This is a genomic window from Nocardia nova NBRC 15556, from assembly GCF_001613005.1.
GTDB lineage: Bacteria > Actinomycetota > Actinomycetes > Mycobacteriales > Mycobacteriaceae > Nocardia > Nocardia nova.
In genome coordinates this window covers 113,300-130,433 of record NZ_BDBN01000024.1, presented here as the reverse complement: position 1 = coordinate 130,433, position 17,134 = coordinate 113,300, and the positions used below count along the sequence as shown (strand labels likewise).

Genomic DNA, 17,134 nt, shown 5'->3' with positions numbered 1-17,134 from the left:
TGTGGTTCATCAACCAGTTCGATCCCGCCTCGGGGGCCTACAACATCGGCTTCGCCGCGCGGTTGACCGGCGCGCTGGACCTGGGCGCGCTGCGTGCGGCGTTCGAGGACGTCGTGGGCCGGCACGAACCTCTGCGGACCGTCTATCCGACGGTGGCCGGCGAACCCTGCCAGGTGGTGCGGGATGTGGCCGCCGTGGCCGAGCGCCTGAGGCCGGATGCGGAGCCGGTCGAGGAGGCCGTGCTGGCGGAGCGGATCCGGGAGACCGTCGAGGCGGGCTTCGACGTCTCGGCCGAGGTACCGCTGCGTGTGCGGATATATCGCCTCGCTCCCGAGCAGCACATTCTGGTCCTTGCCGTCCATCACATCGCCGCCGACGGCTCGTCGATGGCACCGTTGGCCCGCGATATCTTCACCGCCTACGCGGCGCGCGTGAAAGGCGAAGCGCCACAATGGGAACCGCTTCCGGTGCACTACGCGGACTACACGCTGTGGCAGCGGGAGGTGCTCGGCGCCGAGGAGGATTCGGCGTCGGTGACGGCGCGCCAGGCCGCCTATTGGACGGCGGCCCTGGCCGATGCGCCGGAGCTGCTGGATCTGCCGACCGATCGTCCACGGCCCGCGACCATGTCGATGGCCGGGGGCAGTGTGCGGTTCGGTATACCGCCGCGGCTGCACGAGGAGATCGTGCGGCTGGCCCGGCGCGAGGGCGTGACCGTCTTCGTCGTGCTGCATTCCGCGCTGGCGATCGTGCTCTCGCGCACCGCGCATACCGGCGACGTGTCGATCGGCACGCCCGTGGCAGGGCGCGCGACGGCGGCGCTGGACGATCTGGTCGGCATGTTCGTCAACACCGTCGTGCTCCGCACGCCGGTCCGTGACGACATGTCGTTCACAGAGTTCGTCGCGCAGGTGCGCGGCGTCGACCTCGAGGCGCTCGAGCACGCGGACCTGCCCTACGAGCGGCTGGTCGATCTGCTCGACCGGCCCCGGTCCACGGCCTATACGCCGCTGTACCAGGTGCTGTTCGGCGTGCAGAACACAGGGGCCGCCCGGTTCCGGCTGCCCGATGTCGAGGTGGAGCTGATCGATCCCGGTGTCGCCCAGGCCAAAACCGATCTCACCGTCCTGCTGACCGACAATCCCGATCGTGACGGAGTCGGAATGGACGGCGAAATCATCTACGCCACCGATCTTTTCGCCGAGTCCACCGCGCGGGGGCTGGCGGACCGGTTCGTGCGCGTTCTCGACGCGGTGGTCGGTGATCCGGCCCGGCCGGTGGGAGATATCGCGCTGATCGGCGCCGAGGAGGCCGAGCGGCTGGTTCCGGCACGTGGCGACGCCGCACCCGCGCCGCGGCTGCTTTCGGAGCTGCTCGGCGCGGCCGTGGCGACCGCTCCCGAGGCGATCGCGCTGATCGACGATACTCGCACGCTCACCTACCGGGAACTTGACGATCGCGCGGAAGAGCTTGCCGCCCAGCTGGTTTCGTCGGGCGCGCAACCGGGGGTATGCGCGGCGCTGGCCGTACCGCGCTCGGCGGACTATCACATCGCCATGTGGGCGATCGTGAAGACCGGCGCCACCTTCGTGCCGCTGGATCTGCGCTATCCGCCCGAGCGGATCGCCTACTTGCTGCACGACTCCGGTGCTGCCCTCGGTATCACGACGACCGCCGCGCGCGCCGCGCTGCCCGGCGATGTGCGCTGGCTGATGCTCGACGAACCACGGGACCCGCGCGAACTCGCGGTGAAACGATCACGCGCGCCGAGGCTTCAGGATGTGGCCTATGTGATCTACACATCCGGCTCGACCGGAACGCCTAAGGGTGTGATGGTCACCCACGAGGGGCTCGCCGCCTTCGCGGCGGAGCAGCGCGACCGCTATCGCGTCGAGCGCACCTCGCGCATCGTGCAAGTCGCCTCACCGGCCTTCGACGCGGTCCTGCTCGAAGCGCTGATGGCGCACGCCGCCGGCGCGACACTCGTGGTGGCGCCGCCGGAGGTGGTCGGCGGCGCGGACCTGGCCGCGCTGATCGCGGCGCACGGGGTGACGCACGCGTTCCTGACGCCGAGCGTGCTGGCGACGATGTCTCCGGCCGAGCTCGATTCGGTGCGGATGCTCGCGGTCGGTGGCGAGAAGGTAGCGCCCGACCTGATCACGGCCTGGGCGGCCGGGCGGCGGTTGCACCACATCTACGGGCCGACCGAGACGACCATCGTGATCACGATCAGTGATCCGGTGGGCCCGGACGAAACACTCACCATCGGCGGGCCGATCCGCGGCGCGGAGGCGGTGGTGCTGGACGCGCGGCTGCGCCCGGTGCCGATCGGGATACCGGGGGAGTTGTACCTCTCCGGCGCCGCACTGGCACGCGGATACCTCAATCGTCCCGCCGTCACGGGGGCGTCGTTCGTCGCGAACCCCTACGGTGCGCCCGGAACCCGGATGTACCGCACCGGCGATATCGTCCGCTGGACCGCGCAGGCCACGATGCAGTACGTCGGCCGGCTCGATTTCCAGATCAAGATCCGGGGCCAGCGGGTCGAACTGGGTGAGATCGATGCCGCCTTGCTCGCGCATCCGGCCGTCGCCACCGCGGTCACCGTGACGCGCACCGGCCCGGGCGGTCGGACCGTGCTCGCGGCCTACGTCACCACCGATCCCGCCACGACCGCCGCGCCGGGCGACATCCTGGATCGGCTCGCGGCCACCCTGCCCGCTCATATGGTGCCGGCGACCGTCACCGTACTCGACCGGCTGCCACTCACCTCGACCGGCAAAGTGGATCGAAAAGCGTTGCCGGAACCGGACTTCGAGGTAACCGCCGAAGGCACGGCGGCGATCTCGGACGAGCTCGAACGCACCGTCGCCGCGGCCTTCACCGATGTGCTGGGTGTGCCCGGAGTCGGCGCGACCACGTCGTTCTTCGCGCTGGGTGGCGATTCCATCATGTCGATCCAGCTGGCGTCGCGGTTGCGGGCCGTCGGCATCGGCGTGACGGCGCGAGACATCTTCGAGCGCAAGACGGTTCGCGGTCTGGCGCAGATCGCGCAGGCGCCCGCGCGGGCAGTGATCGAGGAACTGCCCGGCGGTGGCGTGGGTGAGGTGGCACTCACGCCGATCGTGGCGTGGTTCGTCGAGCACCTCGGCGCACCGGCGCGGTTCGCGCAGTCCGTGCTGGTGCGGTTGCCGCGGGACGCGCAGGTCGACGATGTGTGCGCGACCGTGCGGGCGGTCGTCGAACACCACGATGTGCTGCGCTCGCGGCTGCGGGCGGGCCGCTGGGATGTCCTGCCGCCGAGCGCGTCCGAAAGCGCCGGATCGGTATCGATGCGAACCTTCGGCACCGGCGAGCGGCCGGGTTCGCCGGGTTTCACGGCTGTGGTGGAGGCGGCCTTCGCTGCGGCGGTCGACCGGCTCGATCCGGCGACCGGCGCGATGGTGCACGTCGTCTGCCTGCTGCCGGAACCCGGCGTGGACGCGGAGGCGCGTGCGCTCGTCGTGATCCATCACCTGGCCGTGGACGCTGTGTCGTGGCGAATTCTGTTGCCCGACTTCGCCGTCGCGTGGCAGCGGATCATCGCCGGGCGTCCGATCGAATTGGCTGCGCCCGGCACCTCGATGCGGCGGTGGGCCGAGGCGCTGGTCGCCGCGGCGGCGGCGCGGGCCGAGGAATTCCCACTGTGGCAGCGGATCTGCTCCGCCCCCGACCCGATACTCGGACGGGCGAATATCGATCCCGCGCTGGATACCCAGGCGACCGTGCGGCACGTGACCGTCACACTGCCGGTCGAGGTGACCTCGGCATTGGTGCGCGAGGTGCCTGCGGCGGCGCACGGCACCGTCGACGACGCGCTGCTGACGGCGCTGGCCGTGGCGGTGCGGCGCCTGCGTGAACGCCGCGGCATCGACTGTCCGGCAACGAGTGTCATGCTCGAAGGGCACGGCCGCGAAGAAGGGATCGCCGAAGGGGCGGACCTGTCCCGCACCGTCGGCTGGTTCACCACCAGATATCCGGTGGTGCTCGACCTCGACGGGACGGACTCCGCCGATCTGCCCGCCGCGGTGAAATCCGTCAAGGACCAGCTGCGGGAAATCCCGGACAAGGGAATCGGTTACGGCCTGCTGCGCTATCTGAATCCCGCGATCGCGCAGCGATTCGCCGAGCTGCCGGAACCGCAGATCGCCTACAACAACCTCGGGCGCACGGGCATGGACGGCACGGATCCGGCCGATCCGGCATGGGTGCCCTCCGGCGAAACCTTCGATCAGCGAGCGGCATTCGAGCCGGAGATGCCGGCGGCGGCGGTGCTCACGATCGATGTGAACATTCTGGACACGGCAGCCGGACCGCAGCTGTCGGCATATGTCGGCTATGCCTCCCGGCTGCTCGACCGCGACGAGGTCGACGAACTCACCGGCGAATGGGTGGAGGCACTGACCACCATCGCGGCCGCGGCCGACCGGGACTGGGGACTGAGCCGCGCGGATGTGCCGCTGGTCGACGTGACCCGCGAGGATCTCGACGCGTTCGCCCGCCGCTACGGACGACTCGACGACGTGTGGCCGCCGGCGCCACTCCAGGCCGGGCTGCTCTTCCACGCCGAGGTCGCCGCGGGCCGGCTCGACGTCTATCTCGCCCAATCCGTGCTCACTCTCACCGGCGAGGTCGACGCAGCCCGGTTCCGGCGCGCCGCGCAGGCCCTGCTCGTGCGCCACCCGAACCTGCGGGCCGCGTTCGCGCGCACCACTGAAGGTGTTGCGGTGCAGGTGATTCCGGCTACGGTCGAGGTGCCGTGGCGACAGGTCGCGCTCTCCGCAGGCCCTTCGGAGACAGCGGCGCTCCTCGATGCCGAGCGGGAGGCGTCCTTCGATCCGGCGGAACCGCCACTGCTGCGATTCGTGCTCGCCGAGCTGGGGCCGCGCGACTTCCGCCTGATCCTGACCGCCCACCACCTGCTGCTCGACGGATGGTCGCTGCCACTGCTGTGGCGGGAACTGATCGGCCTGTACGCGGCGGACGGGCAGCCCGGGCTGCTGCCGGATGCGGCCGCCTACCGTGAGTATCTGGACTGGCTGGCCCGGCGCGATCGTGCCGCGAGCGTGGCGGTGTGGCGCGACGCGCTGCGCGATGTCACCGAACCGACCCTGGTCGCCGATCCGCGTGCCGATGCGGCCGCCACCATGCCGGTCGATCTGCCGGTGGAGGTCGAGCGCGAGGTGAGCGCCGAGCTGGCGGAATTCGCGCGGTCCCGTGCGGTGACGATGGCGACGATCGTGCAGTTCGCCTGGGCGGTGGTCGTGGGCAATCTGCTCGGCTCCGACCGTGTCGTGTTCGGCAGTACGGTGTCCGGCCGGCCCGCCGACCTGCCAGGCGTGGAGTCGATGATCGGGCTGTTCATCAACACGATTCCGGTCGTCGCCGAGGTCCGCCGCGAGGATACGCTCGAGCAGGCGCTGACCCGGCTGCAGGCCGGCAACACTCGCCTGCTCGACCACCACTACCTCGAACTGCCGCGGATCCTGTCGGCGGTCGATGCGGTATCGCTGTTCGACACGCTGGTGGTATTCGAGTCCTATCCGGTCGACGGCAGTGGCCTGGGCGCCGCCGACATCGACGGCATGCGGGTGGTCGCGGCGGACGGTCGCGACGCCGCGCACTACCCGATCACCGTTCAGGCCCACCACACCGACCGGCTGCGCATCCGGCTGCGCTACCGGCAGGATCAGGTCACCGACGCGACGGCGTCCGGACTCGCCGACCGGGTCGCACTGGTGTTGCGTGCGATCGCGAACGACCCGGGTGCACGGCTGATGACGCTGGAACTGCTGGACCACGCCGATCGCGAGGCCCTGGTCCCCGCCACCGGCGGCGCCGCAGCGGCGCCGCAACGTGCGGACCGGTTGCTCGCCGCGGGTGTGTGGTCGAATCCTGCCGCGCCGGCGCTGATTTCGGGTCGGCAGACGATGTCCTACGCCGAGCTGGACGCGCGCTCGAACCGGCTGGCGCGGTCCTTGCTCGAGCGCGGGATCGGTCCCGGTGAGCAGGTCGCCCTGGTGATGCCGCGATCGGTGGAACTCGTCGTGGGACTGTGGGCGACGGTCAAGACGGGCGCGGCGTTCCTGCCGGTCGATCCGCGCAATCCCGCCGAACGCGTTGCCCATATGCTCGCCGATTCCGATGTGCGAGTGGCGCTCACGGTCGCGGCGGCGCGGGATCTGCTACCGGACACCGTATTCCCGCTGGTCCTCGACGATCCGCGGACCGAGATGGCGATCGCCGCGACATCCGCGGCCACCGTCACCGACGCGGAACGCGTGCGGACACCGCGGAGCGCGGACGCGGCGTACGTGATCTACACCTCCGGTTCGACCGGCGCGCCCAAGGGTGTCGTGGTCACGAACGAGGGGTTGGCGAATTTCACCGCGGTGGTGCGCGACCACTTCGGCATCGACACCGCCTCACGGGTGCTGCACGCGGCGGGCCCGGGCTTCGATGCGATGGTCCTCGAGGTACTGCTGGCCCATCCCAACGGCGCGGTGCTGGTCGTCGCGGGACCGGACGCCTATGCCGGGGAAGATCTGGCGGAGGTGGTTCGGGCACAACGGGTGACGCACGCCTTCCTCACCCCGAGCGTTCTGGCCACCCTGTCCCCGGAGGGCATGGATTCGTTGCGCGTGCTCGCGGCGGGCGGTGAGGCGGTGACACCGGAGTTGGTCGCGGTGTGGGCGCCGGGACGGCGGCTGCTGAACGGATACGGGCCGACCGAGGCCACCATTTTCGCCGGGATCAGCGCGGCGCTGGCGCCGGGTGCGGCCGTGACCATCGGCGTGCCGATCCGCGGAATGGAGGCCGTCGTACTCGACCCGTGGCTGCGGCCGGTGCCGGTCGGCGTGGCCGGAGAGTTGTATCTGGCGGGCCCGCAGTTGGCGCGCGGGTACGCGAACCGGCCCGGAGCGACCGCGACCGCATTCGTCGCTAACCCGTTCGGCCCCAACGGTTCTCGCATGTACCGCACCGGTGACCTGGCGCGCTGGACACCGGACTACACGGTGGAGTATCTCGGCCGCCGCGACTTCCAGGTCAAGATCCGCGGTCAGCGCATCGAACTCGGCGAGATCGAGGCCGTCCTGGGCGAGTATCCCGGGGTCGACCGGGTGGCGGTCGCCGTGCGCGCCGACGAGCGCGGCACCGCCCGGCTGGCCGGATATCTGGTCGGCGCGGCCGGGATCGATCCGGACGAGGTCAAGGCCGTTGCGCGCCGCCGTCTGCCGGCGCATATGGTGCCCGACGTCGTGCTGCGCATCGCCGAACTTCCGCTGACCGCGACCGGCAAGCTCGATCGGGCGGCGCTGCCCGCACCGGACTTCGCGGTGCGGCGACGCCGGATCGCTCCCGGCAGCGACACCGAACAGCGCATCGCGGACGTCTTCGGTGACGTCCTGGGTGTCGGCGACGTCGGCGCGACCGACAACTTCTTCGAACTCGGCGGCACCTCGCTGTCGGCGACCCGGGCGGTCGCGCGCGTGCGCACGGCGCTGGGTGTGCACGTCGGCATCCGGGATCTGTTCGACGCCCCGACGGTCGCCGAACTGGCCGCCCGTCTCGCCGGCGCCGACCGGGCCGTCGCCGCGCGGCCGGTGCCGCGTACCCGCCCGGACCGCATCCCGCTCTCGCCCGCACAGCAGCGGATGTGGTTCCTCAACCGCTTCGACACCTCGGTCGGCGCGTACAACATTCCGCTGGTGATCCGGTTGCGGGGCGACCTCGACGTCGACGCGCTGCGCCGGGCGTGCGCGCTGGTCATCGACCGGCACGAGTCGTTGCGAACCCGGTTCCCGATGATCGACGGGGCTCCGTGCCAGGTCGTGGTCGACGCCGAGGAGGTAGCGCCCGCGCTGGTCCCGATCCGAACCGGCGAACGGGAGGTCCTCGAACGCGCGGCGGCGGTGGTGTCGGCGGGCTTCGACGTCACCCGGGAGCCGCCGGTGCGTGCCGAACTGTTCGCCCTCGGCGACCGTGACCACGTGCTGGTGATCGGCGTCCACCACATCTGCGCCGACGGGCAGTCCATGCTGCCGCTCGCCCGGGACGTGGCGGTGGCGTACGAGGCGAGTAGGCAAGGAACACAACCGGATTGGCCGCCGCTGCCCCTGCAGTACGCCGACTACGCGCTGTGGCAGCGGGAGATGCTCGGTGACGAGTCCGACCCGGACTCACTGATCTCCCGGCAGCTGCGCTTCTGGACCGGCGCTCTCGCCGGACTGCCGGAACTTCTCGAACTGCCGACCGACCGGCCCCGGCCGCCGGTGGCGTCCATGCACGGCAGCACCCTCGATTTCGAGCTGTCCGCCGACCTGCACGCCCGCGTCGAGGCCCTCGCCCGCGCGGCCGACGCCACGGTGTTCATGGTGCTGCACGCCGGGCTGGCGGTCCTGTTGTCGAAGCTGGCCGCGGTCGGCGATATCGCGATCGGCACCCCGGTGGCCGGCCGCGGCGACCGCGAACTCGACGATCTGATCGGCATGTTCGTCAACACGCTGGTGTTGCGGACGCGGGTGGCGCCGCGGCAGGAGTTCGAGGAACTGCTCGCCGCCGTCCGGGACACGGATCTGGCGGCGTTGGCGCACGCCGACGTGCCTTTCGAAGAGATCGTGGAGGAGCTGAATCCGCGGCGCTCGACCGCGCACATGCCGCTCTATCAGGTGACGCTCGACGTGCAGGATCTCAGCGCCGCCGCGCTGGAGCTGGCGGGCCTCACCGTCGAACCGATCGAAGAGGGCTTCGATCAGGCACGCGCGGATCTCAACGTCAAACTCGTCCCACGGCGCGACGCCGACGGCCGGCCGGTCGGAATGACCGGTCGCCTCACCTACGCCGCCGACCTGTTCGTCGAGCAGACGATGCGGCGATTCGCGCGGGCGTTCGTCGGCATCCTGGAGCAGGCGACCGCGAATCCCGCTGTCGCCGTGGACGATATCGATATCGTCGCACCGGACGAACGCCGCCGGATATTGTCCGCCGCCGGAACCGACGGCAGCGCGGTCCCGGAGCAGACCCTGTCCGAGCTGTTGTCCGTCCGCGTCGCGGCACAACCCGACGCGATCGCGGTGAGCGACGGTACGGCACAGCTCACCTATGCCGAACTGGATCGCCGCGCGACCCGGCTGGCCGCCCGCCTCGCCGCGCACGGCGCACGACCGGAAACGCTGGTGGCGGTGGCGCTGCCGCGGTCGGTCGATCTGATCGTCGCGCTGCTCGCCGTCGTGCGCGCGGGCGCGGCCTATCTGCCGCTGGATATCGCGAATCCGCCGCGCCGCCTGCGCTTCGTCATCGACGACGCGCGCCCGGTCGTAGTGCTGACCTCGGCCGAGATCGCCGCGCAGGTGCCCAGGTGCGCGACGCCGCTGGTGTCGATCGACGATGCCGAAACCGAATTCGACGCCGGCAGCGCTCGGGCGCCGGTGGCCGCGCGGCCGGACAACCTCGCCTACGTGATCTATACCTCCGGGTCGACCGGTACCCCGAAAGGCGTGGCCGTCACCCACCGCGACGCGGTCACACTGCTGACCCACGCCACCGACCGATTCGACGTCCACCCCGGCGACGTGTGGACGATGTTCCATTCCTACGCATTCGATTTCGCGGTGTGGGAGATGTGGGGCGCGCTGCTGACCGGCGGCCGGCTGGTCGTCGTCGACCGCGACACCTCCCGCTCGCCCGACGCGCTGGTGGAACTGGTGGCGCGCGAACGCGTCACCGTCTTGAGTCAAACCCCGTCGGCCTTCTACGGTTTCGCCGACGCCGAACGCCGATACCGGGAATCCGGCTGCGGCAGTGGTGATCTCGCGCTCCGCTATGTCGTCTTCGGCGGTGAGGCGTTGGATGCGTCGCGATTGCCGGAGTGGTTCGCCGCCCACGAGCCCGGCTCACCGCGGCTGGTCAACATGTACGGAATCACCGAAACCACGGTGCATCTGACCTTCGCCGACGTCGACGGCCCGGCGGCGGACCGGATCGGGGTGCCGCTCCCAGGCCTGCGAATCTATGTCCTCGACGACCGGCTGCGTCCCGTACCGGTCGGGGTTCGCGGCGAAATCTGCGTCGCCGGACCACAACTCGCGCGCGGCTACCTGCGGGCACCCGCCCCGACGGCGAGCCGGTTCGTGGCGGATCCGTTCGGCCCGGCCGGCGGTCGGTTGTATCGCACCGGCGACCTCGGCAGCTGGCGGGAAACCGGCGACGGCCTGGAACTGAGCTACGCCGGTCGCGGTGACGCGCAGGTGCAGTTGCGCGGGTACCGGATCGAACTGGGGGAGGTCGAGTCGGCGTTGCTGCGGCATCCGTCGGTCGCACGGGCCGCCGCGGCCGTGCATCGCCACGAACGCGAGGTCGACCAGCTGATCGGATACGTCGTCGCCGCCGACGGGCAGCACATCGATCCGGGAGAGGTCCGGGCGGCCGCCGCCGAGGTGCTGACCAGTTACATGGTGCCCTCGATGGTGATGGTGCTGGCCGATCTGCCGCTGACGGTCAACGGCAAACTGGATCGAAAAGCCTTGCCCGCGCCCGATTTCGACACGGCCGCGCAACGGTTCGTCGCACCGCGCACGCGCACCGAGAAGATCATCGCCGAGGTGTACGAGCAGATCCTGGGCTCCGCGCGGGTCGGGGCGACCGACGGCTTCTTCGATCTTGGCGGCAATTCGCTGCTGGCCACCATGGCGGTGACCGAATTGCGAACGCGCGGTGTGACGCTCGACCTGCCGTGGATGTTCGAGGACGCGACACCGCAGGCGCTGGCCCGCCGAGCCGACGACGCCGACGGCGCATCCGGTCTGACCGTGCTGCTGCCGTTGCGCGCGAACGGATCCGAGCCGGCCGTGTTCGCCGTCCATCCGGCGGGCGGCCTGGCGTGGTTCTACGGCGGACTCGTCGAACATCTGCATCCGGATCGCCCGGTATACGGCCTGCAGGATCCGCACGTCGTCGCCGGCGAACCAGCCGCCGCCTCGGTGGATGAATTGGCCGCCCGCTATGTGTCAGAGATCCGCCGCGTCCAGCCCGCGGGGCCCTATCACCTGCTGGGGTGGTCGCTGGGCGGCCAGATCGCGCACGCGATGGCGGTTCGGTTGCGCCGCGACGGCGCCCGGGTCGGCATCGTGGCCCTGCTCGACAGTGCGGCGGTTGCGCCACCGCAGCCGCCGGCCGCGGCCGGTGAACCCGCGCCGGGGCAGCTGATGGCCGATCTGCTCGGCGGCTGGCGGGAGTTGTTCGACCTGGGTGACGAGCTCGTGGTGAGCACCCACGAACAAGCGTGGGATGTCATCCGGGGGCAGGTGATCGCGACCGGACTGTTCACCGCCGAACAGACGGATCGAGTCATGGAGAGTTTCCGCACCGCGGGCGATATCTCCGCCGCTCATCGTCCGGACGTCTTCGACGGTGACCTGATCCTGTTCACCGCCGGACAGGACCATCCGGACCACGATGCTCTCGCCGATACCTGGCGGCCCTACGTGGGCGGCGACATCCACAACGTCGTGGTCGACGCCCGCCATCTCGAAATGAGCCATCCCCGTGCGCTGGCCGTCGTCGGCCCTGTCCTCGAAAGGTTCATGGAACAATGCTGACCACTCTGCAACACGTGCGACTCGATGACGGCAGAACGGTGACGTGCACCAGTCCTGCCGAAGCCAGAATGCTGTGGGGGGAGACGACCGCCGCGGACGGGTTCTACCGGCGCGCGGCCGAATTCCTCAGTCCCGGCCAGATGGTCCTCGACATCGGCGCCAACATCGGCCTGAGCGCGATGATGTTCGCCGACACCTGCCCGGGAACCCGGGTCATCGCGGTCGAACCGGTGCCGATGACCTTCCGTTGCCTGGATCGCAATATCGCCGCGCATGTTCCCGGCGGGATATCGCTGCGAACCGCGGTCGGCGCCACGCCGGGGACCCGGGCGTTCACCTGGTACCCGCGCGCGACGGCGAATTCCGGATTCTTCGCCGATCGCGCGGCCGACGACGAGGCGACCGCCATCTATCTGCGCAACAACGGCTTGGACGACAAGGCCATCGCGGTCATCACCCAGGGGTTGCACGACGGCGTACAACTCGAGGTCGGGGTCACCACGGTGTCGGCGATCCTGGACCAGCACTGCCGCGGGTGCGAGATCGGCCTGCTGAAGGTCGATGTCGAACGCGCGGAATTGGATGTGCTGCACGGGATTACCGACGCGGACTGGCGGCGCATCCACGTCGTCGTCGCCGAGGTGCACGATCGCGACGGCCGGCTGCGCGAGATCTGCGATCTGTTCACACGTCGGGGTATGTCGGCGCAGACCCGCCAGGACCCGCATCTGGTCGGCACGGAGATGCACGAGGTCTTCGCCGTCCGCCCGCGAATCGACCGGTGAGCACCCGGCGCGCACCCGCTGAGCTCAACGCCCGGTCGCGCCGTCGATCAGTTCGCGCAGGATATCGGCGTGACCGGCGTGGCGGCCGGTCTCCTCGATCATGTGGGTGAGGGCCCAGCGGACGCTGGGCCCGGGGCGTCCCGGTCGCGGCAGTGTCGCGGCGGGATCGGTGCATCCGTCGAGCACCCGGTTCGCGTGCGCGACCGCGTCGCGATAGCGGGCGACGACATCGGCCACGCTGTCGTCCGGGGCGGCCCGGAACGTCGCCTGCCAGTCGGTCACCCGGGCGCCGAGGAACATCGAGCGCTCGACGGCGGTGAGATGGACGAGCAGACCGAGCAGATTGGTGCCCGAAGCCACCGCGGCGGCTCGGGCCTGCGGTTCGGGCGCTCCCTCGACCTTCGCGGCGACGGAGGTGCGTAGATAGTCGAGGAAGCCGCGCAGTACCGCGAGCTCATCGGTCCCGGTCCGCGGCGGCGGGGTGTCCCTTCGGCGGGCTGCGGTGGGCATGGCGGCTCCTTCGCGGTTGAGGTGCGGTCGGGTCTTCAGCCTGGCGCCGGACGTGGCGAACTGGCACGGAATCTTGCTGTTCCGGCAAGATGGCCCGAATGGCTGAGGACCCGAATGGCTGAGAACACCGACGAGGTGCTCGGTGCGGTGGGCCCGCGGTTGCGCGCATTGCGCCGCGAGCGCGGGATCACCCTCGCCGACCTCGCGGCGAGCACCGGGGTGTCGGAAAGTACGTTGTCGCGCCTGGAGAGCGGGCAGCGGCGGGCGACCCTGGAATTGCTGCTGCCGCTGGCCCGCACCTACGACGTCCCGCTCGACGACCTGGTCGGGGCTCCACGCACCGGCGACCCGCGCATCCACCTGAAGCCGATCCGGCGGTTCGGCATGACCTTCGTGCCGCTGTCCCGGCGGCCCGGTGGCGTGCAGGCGTTCAAGATGATCATTCCCGCGTGCCCGCGACCGCTGGAGCCGACGCCGCAGACGCACGAGGGCTTCGAATGGCTCTACGTGCTCAACGGCCGGCTGCGCCTGGTGCTCGGCGACCGTGATCTGACCCTGCCGCCCGGCGAGGCGGCGGAATTCGACACGTCGGTTCCGCACTGGCTGGGCAGTGCCGACGGCGGGGTGGTGGAACTGCTCATCCTGTTCGGCCCGCAGGGGATGCGCGCGCATGTGCGTCCCGGCGCGTCCGCCGAGGGGGAGAGCCGGTGGTGAGCGGAAACCGACGACACCGCCGAGGTCGTGCGCACAGTCACGGATCGAACCGCAGTACCGTATCGGCAACACCGCCGTACGTCATCGGACAGGATGGACATCGTATGCTCCGAATCGCGTCGATCGTTGTGGCTCTTGGCTTTTCGTCTCTGATCGCGCCCGCGCCGCAGGCGGGGGCCGTGGCCGAGGCACAGTGCGGCACCCCGCTGTCCGCCGCGGAGATCCAGACCGTCGCCGCGCTGTCGGATACCACGACCATCGGCGCCGGGCCCACCCTCGACCGGCTCGACGAGGCCGTGGCGCGAAACCATCGGATCGCCGACATACTTGCCTCCCACCATGATTGGCGCGGGTTGTTCGATGTGGGACTCGACGCCGTGGAACAGTCGCCGGTGCTGCCGCTGCAGCACGATCCCGGCGCCTTCGCCGACCCGGAATACGCCCACGCGATCAGCTACGAACTGCTACGCCGTTTCCTGGTGAACCTGCACGCGGAATTCACCGGCGGCACGCCCGAGCCGCACTGGGCGTGGTATTTCCAGCTGGCCGGTCGATGCGACCAGTCGCCCGCCAGGGTCGCGATGGCCGGCTACAACGCACACCTGACGGTCGACCTCGCATACGCGGTCGCCGCGGTCGGCAGCAAACCCGAGAACGCGCCGGACTTCTTCCACATCGTCGACGCGATCGCCCGCAGCGGCGATCTGATCGTCGATCGGACCAGGCGGGTCTACAACGCCGACCTCGGGCCGCTGTGGCGGTTCTACTTCGTCGGCGAAGGGCTCGACCGGCTGTTCGGTCAGGGCGTGGCCACCGGGCCGCTGCTCGAGGTCGCCGACCTGGGTTACAACGTGGTGGTCTGGACCAACGGGCTGGCATTGCAGAATCCCGCCACCGCCGAGGCCACGCGCGCGGAGATCAACGCCCTCTGGTCGGCCGACGACGCGGCCTTCGCCGTACTCGCACGCCTCGGCGGTCTGTGAGCCGGGCCGGCCCCGTCAGTCGGCGGGCAGCGGGCGGCGGCCGGTGACGGTGAGCAGAATGTCCTTGGCGCACATCGTGATCGGCGTCCCCGAACCCAGCGTGACCGGCGCGTCGGACGCCCGCAGTTGCCGACCGGCCAGGTCGACCCCGAAGTAGCGCAGCGATTTCGGGCTCGCATTGTCGAGCACGAGGGCGATCCGTTCCGGCGGGGCGGGCGGCAGGCCCAGGGGCTCGGTGATGTCCAGGCCGTGGATCACGTCGTGGCTCAACGCGCCGACCACGCCGCCGCCCGGCGGACGCCACGGGTGGTCGACGTTGTCGCGCAGCGACGCGAGCAGTGCGGCATCGCTCATTCGTGCGGTGTCGGCGCGCGCGGCCCGGTCGGCGTAGCGGTGGAACGAGAAGCGCGCGCCGGCCAGGCCGCGCACGAACGCCCAGGTGGATGTCCGGTAGGGCATCGTCATGTGGGCGAGCACCTCGCGGACTCGCCAGCCCTCACACAGCGAGGGCGCGGCCCACTGCTCCGGCGTGAGGGTGGCGAGCAGATCCGCGAGGCGCCGGCGCTCGGCCACGGTGTGCTCGCGCAGGAGGTCGGTGTCGGTGTCGGTGGAGGTCATGAACCCGTCGTTTCGGTCGTAGGGCAGTGGTCACCTCTGTTACGAACCCGACGCCGGGAATTCATCGGTGGGTGCGCGGAAAATCGGCGGGAGGCCGAATTCGGCGAACCGGTCGCCGCTGCCCAGGTATGTCACCTGCCGCGCTATCGATCCCGACCGCGCCTCGATCGCGAGCAGTGCGAACGGCCGCAGCACACCGTCGGTGTCGGGGCGGTACTGACCGAATCCGATCGAACCGTTCATCCGGACCGGTATCAGCCGATCGTCGATGCACGCCTCGCCCGCCGCGAAAACCGAGACGACGAGGTCGCGCCCGCTCAGTCGCCACGCGAACGGCGGCATACCGGATTCGGCGTCCTCGCACAGCAGCGCGGCGAGAGCGCCGACATCGTGGTTTTCGAAGGCCGCCACGTAGCGCCGGACCAGTTCCCGGTCGTCCGGATCGTCGGGATCGAGCGGATCCGTGGCGGACTGCCGGACCGCGGCCAGGGTGGCGCGGGCGCGTTGCAGGGCGCTGTTGACCGCAGCCGGGGTCACCTCGAGCATGGTCGCGGTTTCGGCGGCGCTGAACGCCAGCACCTCGCGCAGGACCAGCACCGCCCGCTGGCGCGGCGGCAGATGTTGCAACGCCGCGACGAAGGCCAGCCGCACCGACTCGCGGCGAATCACGCGGTCGGCCGGGTCGAGCACCCGCGCGTCGGGGACCGGATCGAGCCATCGGTCGGCGGGCACCACCGCATCCGGATCGAATCCGGTCGAGACCGGGCCCTCCCACACCAGCATCCGGCGCCGCGCCGAGCGCAGCATGTCCAGGCAGATGTTGGTGGCGATGGCGTGGACCCAGGTCGACAGCCGGCCGCGCCCGGGATCGAAGCTGTCGAATCGGGTGTAGGCGCGAATCATCGTCTCCTGCACCGCGTCGTCGGCATCGGCCGACGAACCGAGCAGACGGTAGCAGTAGCCGGTCAGCGGAATCCGCAGCGCCTCGAGTGCATCGGACTCCGACAGCGGTTCACTCGCGGATACACTCACCGTCCCATGCTCGCACTCGCGTCCGGCCGGCGACAGCGGGACCGGCCGGGTAGCTTGCCGGTCATGAAGCTACGCGCGGGCGGGGTCGATTTTCACTACGTGGAGCACGGCACGGGCCGGCCGGTGCTGGTGCTGCACGGCGCCGGCGTCGATCATCGCGAGGCCGAGGCGTGCTTCGACCCGATACTCGGGGACACCGCCGGATTGCGGCGCATCTACCCCGACCTGCCCGGAACGGGATCCACCACGGCACCCGACACGCTGCGCAGCGCCGACGATGCCCTCGACGCGCTGCTGGGTTTCGCGGACGAGGTGACCGGCGGTGGTTTCCTGCTGATCGGCCACTCGGCCGGCGGGTACTACGCGCAGGCGATGGCCGCGCGACGTGCCGATCGGGTGGCGGGCCTGGCGCTGGTCTGCCCGCTGTTGCCCGGATTGCGGGACATTCCCGCACACCGCATCGTGGCCGGGCAGGGCGATCTCGGCGACGACGATTTCCGCGGCTACTTCGTCGTCCGAACACCCGAAATGCTCGACCGCTACGAGCGTTTCGTCGCCCCGGCGGCCGCACCGGCCGATCCGGCCGCGGCCCGGCGCATCGGTGAGCGGTGGCAGCTGAGCCCGGACGGCGCACCGCCCTATCCGGGGCCGACCACGATCGTGGCCGGACGGCTGGATTCGACGGTCGGTTGTGCGGCGGCGACCGACCTGTTCGCGCGCAGTCCGCACGCGACGCTCGCCGTCGTCGACGAGGCCGGACATGCCCTTCCGCACGAACAGCCGGAACTGCTGCGCGCCCTGCTGGCCGAATGGCTCACGCGCGTGGCGCGCGCCGGCGATCGACCGTGACGTTCAC

General features: G+C 70.5%; 8 protein-coding genes. 5 read left to right on the top strand and 3 right to left on the bottom strand.

What is annotated here, in order from left to right; translation table 11 throughout:
• Nucleotides 1-62: 62 nt before the first annotated feature.
• Together NN2_RS11320 and NN2_RS11315 are read left to right on the top strand one after the other, a co-directional pair.
• The gene (locus NN2_RS11320) at nt 63-11,636 is read left to right on the top strand and encodes a non-ribosomal peptide synthetase (RefSeq protein WP_245658656.1); all 11,574 of its coding nucleotides are present in this window, start codon (nt 63-65) and stop codon (nt 11,634-11,636) included.
• The gene (locus NN2_RS11315; RefSeq protein ID WP_063012888.1) at nt 11,630-12,421 is read left to right on the top strand and encodes an FkbM family methyltransferase; all 792 of its coding nucleotides are present in this window, start codon (nt 11,630-11,632) and stop codon (nt 12,419-12,421) included. The genes NN2_RS11320 and NN2_RS11315 overlap by 7 nt, the downstream gene beginning before the upstream one ends.
• Nucleotides 12,422-12,445: 24 nt before the next feature.
• On the opposite strand, the gene NN2_RS11310 is transcribed toward NN2_RS11315, so the two are convergent.
• A complete protein-coding gene (locus tag NN2_RS11310; protein ID WP_063012886.1) occupies nt 12,446-12,931 on the bottom strand; it encodes a DinB family protein in 486 nt (161 codons plus the stop codon).
• A 114-nt stretch (nt 12,932-13,045) separates the two neighbouring features.
• Here NN2_RS11310 and NN2_RS11305 point away from each other — a divergent pair, with 114 nt between their 5' ends.
• Together NN2_RS11305 and NN2_RS11300 are read left to right on the top strand one after the other, a co-directional pair.
• A complete protein-coding gene (locus NN2_RS11305) occupies nt 13,046-13,645 on the top strand; it encodes a helix-turn-helix domain-containing protein (RefSeq protein WP_063012884.1) in 600 nt (199 codons plus the stop codon).
• 179 nt (nt 13,646-13,824) lie between these two features.
• Nucleotides 13,825-14,628, top strand: a complete 804-nt coding sequence (locus NN2_RS11300; protein WP_245658655.1) for a DUF5995 family protein — start codon at nt 13,825-13,827, stop codon at nt 14,626-14,628.
• A gap of 15 nt (nt 14,629-14,643) precedes the next feature.
• On the opposite strand, the gene NN2_RS11295 is transcribed toward NN2_RS11300, so the two are convergent.
• Nucleotides 14,644-15,246 carry a maleylpyruvate isomerase family mycothiol-dependent enzyme gene (locus tag NN2_RS11295; protein ID WP_030513683.1) on the bottom strand — a complete coding sequence of 201 codons (603 nt, stop codon included), beginning with the start codon at nt 15,244-15,246 and terminating at the stop codon, nt 14,644-14,646.
• A gap of 39 nt (nt 15,247-15,285) precedes the next feature.
• Nucleotides 15,286-16,278: an RNA polymerase subunit sigma-70 gene (locus NN2_RS11290; protein ID WP_063012880.1), complete on the bottom strand. Its 993-nt coding sequence runs from the start codon at nt 16,276-16,278 to the stop codon at nt 15,286-15,288.
• Nucleotides 16,279-16,341: 63 nt separating this feature from the next.
• Here NN2_RS11290 and NN2_RS11285 point away from each other — a divergent pair, with 63 nt between their 5' ends.
• A complete protein-coding gene (locus tag NN2_RS11285) occupies nt 16,342-17,127 on the top strand; it encodes an alpha/beta fold hydrolase (protein ID WP_063012917.1) in 786 nt (261 codons plus the stop codon).
• Nucleotides 17,128-17,134 lie beyond the last annotated feature (7 nt).